The sequence below is a fragment of the Parvibaculum sp. genome, assembly GCF_040882025.1.
Lineage (GTDB): Bacteria > Pseudomonadota > Alphaproteobacteria > Parvibaculales > Parvibaculaceae > Parvibaculum.
Genome location: NZ_JBBECC010000033.1, coordinates 3,470 through 7,044, shown reverse-complemented (window position 1 = coordinate 7,044; position 3,575 = coordinate 3,470). Strand labels below are relative to the sequence as shown.

Genomic DNA, 3,575 nt, shown 5'->3' with positions numbered 1-3,575 from the left:
CCCATCATGAAGCAGTTGTTCGACGGCGCCTTCGATCTGACCGACAAGGGCTGGATGGTGCTGACCGTGCGTTGGGGTCTTTTCTTTATTTTCCTCGGGCTCATCAACGAAGTCGTCTGGCGCAATTTCTCGACCGACTTCTGGGTCAGCTTCAAGCTCTTCGGCGTAATGCCGCTGACACTGGTGTTCGGCATGGCGCAAATCCCGGTGCTGACGAAATATGCGCGCGGCCGCGACACCGACGCGCAAGCTGCCGAGTGACCGGCGCACTCCCCGTCGCTCAGGGGTGAATGCTGCGATCTTTCGTTTCGGGCACGAAGATCATGCCGACGACAAAGGTAACCGCGGCGATGATGACCGGATACCAGAGGCCTGAATAGATATTGCCGCTGGCCGCCACGATGGCGAAGGCGACCGTTGGCAGGAACCCGCCGAACCAGCCATTGCCGATATGATAGGGCAGCGACAGCGACGTGTAGCGTATACGCGTCGGAAAGAGCTCGACCAGCGTCGCCGCGATGGGGCCGTAGACCATCGTTACATAGAGAACCAGCACGAAAAGAACGAGAACGACCATCGGCGTGTTGATGGCGTCGGGATCGGCCGAAGCCGGATAGCCCCCTTGCGCCAGCGCGTCCGCGAGCGCCGCCTCGAAGCCTTGCCGTGCCGCGCCGTCGGCATCATCCGCGGCGTCGAAGGAGGCGATGCGCGTTTCGCCGACTTCGACATGGGCCGTCGCACCGGCAGCGGCGCGTGTGTTGCTGTAGGGAATGCCGCGCCGTGCCAGCGCGCTTTTGGCGACGTCGCAGGAAGTCGTGAATGCCGCCGTTCCGACCGGATTGAACTGGAAGGAGCATTCCCTCGCATCGGCGACGACGACGACCGGCGAAAGCCGCTGCGCTTCCTCAAGCGCCGGATTGGCAAAATGCGTCAGCGCTGCGAAAAGCGGGAAATAGGTGAGCGCGGCCAGAAGACAGCCCGCCATGATGATGGGCTTGCGGCCGATGCGGTCCGACAGCGCGCCGAAGATGACGAAGAAGGGAACGCCGAAGAGCAGCGCCACGCCGATCAGGATATTGGCGGTCTGCCCGTCGACTTTCAGCACCTGCGTCAGAAAGAAAAGCGCATAGAACTGACCGGTGTACCAGACGACGGCCTGCCCGGCGGTCAGGCCGATCAGCGCGATCAGCACGATCTTCAGATTTTTCCATTCGCCGAAGCTCTCCTTCAGCGGCGCCTTGGAGAGCGTGCCTTCCTCCTTCATCCGCTGAAACAACGGCGACTCGTTGAGCTTGAGCCTGATCCAGACCGAAATGCCGAGCAGGAGAATCGACAGCAGGAAGGGAATGCGCCAGCCCCAGCTTTCGAAGCTCTCCTTGTCCATCGACAGGCGGCAGCTGAGGATGACGAGGAGCGACAGGAAAAGCCCGAGTGTCGCCGTCGTCTGTATCCATGCCGTGTAGCTGCCGCGCTTCGCATGGGGTGCATGTTCGGCGACATAAATGGCCGCGCCGCCATATTCGCCGCCAAGCGCCAGGCCTTGCAACAGCCGAAGGCCGATCAGAATCGCCGGGGCGGCAAAGCCGATCGTCGCATAGCTGGGCAAAAGACCGACGGTGAAGGTGGCAACACCCATGATCGCGATGGTGATGAGAAATGTGTATTTCCGGCCAACGAGATCGCCCAGACGGCCGAAAAATATGGCGCCGAAGGGCCGGACGGCAAAGCCGGCCGCAAAGGCCAGCAGCGCGAAAATGAAACCGGCCGTCGGATTAACGCCTGAAAAGAACTGCACCGAGATGATCGCGGCGAGCGAGCCATAGAGATAGAAATCGTACCACTCGAAAACGGTGCCGAGCGAGGAGGCGAAAATCACCCGCCGCTCCTCGCGCGTCATGCGTCCGTTTCCGGTTCCTGCCGCCACCGCTTCCGTCATGCCCCGATCCCGTTTTATGCGTGCCCCTTTATGGCGAGAGAATGCCGCGAATAATCCAGCGATGCTAGCGCGGCGGGCGCGGAAACAGGTTGCCGTTTTCACCCTCCGGATTTGTGAAAGGCACCACGGAGGACTGGCCCTCGACCGAACGAAACTGCGTCAACGCCCAGTGGACGCTGGGGAAAGCAAGCACCTCCCACGGAATTTCATCCCAAGTGAAGAGCGCAACCTCGAGGCTCTCCTCCCCTGCCGAAAAGGAGGGATGGGCAAGCTCGGCGCGGTACATCAACTGCACCTGCGCGATGCGCGGAATCGAATAGACGGCGAGCAAATCCTTCAGCACGATCTCGGCATTGGCTTCCTCCCGCGCTTCGCGCCGCGCGCCTTCCTCCGCCGTCTCACCTTGTTCCATAAAGCCGGCCGGCAGCGTCCAGAACCCCTTGCGCGGCTCGATGGCGCGGCGGCACATCAGGATGTGCCCCTCGAAGGAGACGACCGAGCCGACCACGACCTTCGGGTTCACATAGTGGATGAAGCCGCAACGGTCGCAGATATCCCGCGGTAAATTGTCTCCCGTTGGCACGCGGCGGGTAAAGGCCGGATCGTGATCGGCGCCCGGCTCGCGCGGCGCCGGCACCGCTGAAACAGGTCCGGACCCGCCCTTTTTCGTCAAATTCGTCATATCTCAACTCTTTGATCCGCCCACGGAACTAAGCTTCGATCGCCCGCGCGGCCGCCGCACCGGACCACAATCTTCGACATATGCCACCCAAATGGGCAGATGCAGAAACGGACCGTCCGCGCACAGACCTATCGCAGTTGCGAATTTTCTTCTTTTTTCATGGCTCCCTACCTCTTGCAAGAGAGGGCCTTGCGGGTGCATATGAAGATAGTGCGGTGCGCATGGCAATGCCAAGACGTGCCCGATCCATTTCTCCATGCACGGGAGACCCCGCCGACCGGAAAATATCCCGCCCCGGAAAGTATCCCGCAAAGACAAGAAACAGCGATATTCACCCCGATATTCGGACGTACGCGTATCGAATAGTTCCAGAGGACAGACGTAATGGCCCCCAGAAAATCGACCGGAAGTTTCGATCTCGAAAGCTCATTGAGCCATCTGCTGCGTCGTGCACAGCAATTTGCGTATGACCAGTTCGTTCAGCAGATGGGCGGCAATGCGCTGACGCCGCGGCAGTTCATCGTGCTTTTCGCGGTCGAAGAGGAAGAGGGATTGAGCCAGACCGATCTCGTCAACCGCACGGGCATCGATCGCTCGACGCTGGCCGACATGATCAGCCGCATGATCAAGAACGGCCTTCTGGCCCGCCGCCGCACCGCCGAGGACGCGCGCGCCAATGCCGTGCGCCTGACCGCCGCCGGCCGCCGCGCGCTGAAGGGTGCGATGCCGAAGGCGCTGGCGGCCGAAAGAGCCTTGCTGGAAGTGCTGCCGAAATCGGTGCAGTCGGATCTGATGAAGTCACTCGGCCATCTCAACGGCGCCATCGAAAGCATGAAGACCGAGGAAGCCGCACCGAAGAAGAAGCCGGTAAAGCGCGCCGCCAAGAAGCCCGCCCGCAAGCCGGCGGCGAAAAAGCCGGCCGCGCGTCGCAAGAAGAGCTGAACTTCAGTTGCCGGG

At 61.4% G+C, this 3,575-nt stretch carries 4 protein-coding genes; 2 read left to right on the top strand and 2 right to left on the bottom strand.

What is annotated here, in order from left to right; all coding sequences use genetic code 11:
* Nucleotides 1–261 (top strand): inner membrane-spanning protein YciB (locus WEB61_RS02305; RefSeq protein ID WP_368062717.1); only part of this gene is annotated, 261 nt, incomplete at its 5' end.
* Between the two features lie 19 nt (nt 262–280).
* Here the strand turns inward: WEB61_RS02305 and WEB61_RS02300 are convergent.
* Complete coding sequence (locus tag WEB61_RS02300) at nt 281–1,936, bottom strand: MFS transporter (RefSeq protein ID WP_368062716.1); 1,656 nt, start codon at nt 1,934–1,936, stop codon at nt 281–283.
* A 64-nt stretch (nt 1,937–2,000) separates the two neighbouring features.
* Nucleotides 2,001–2,618 (bottom strand): NUDIX domain-containing protein, encoded by a 618-nt coding sequence (locus WEB61_RS02295; RefSeq protein WP_368062715.1) that lies wholly within the window; start codon nt 2,616–2,618, stop codon nt 2,001–2,003.
* A 384-nt stretch (nt 2,619–3,002) separates the two neighbouring features.
* Here WEB61_RS02295 and WEB61_RS02290 point away from each other — a divergent pair, with 384 nt between their 5' ends.
* Nucleotides 3,003–3,560: a MarR family winged helix-turn-helix transcriptional regulator gene (locus WEB61_RS02290; RefSeq protein WP_368062714.1), complete on the top strand. Its 558-nt coding sequence runs from the start codon at nt 3,003–3,005 to the stop codon at nt 3,558–3,560.
* The last annotated feature ends 15 nt before the right edge of the window (nt 3,561–3,575 follow it).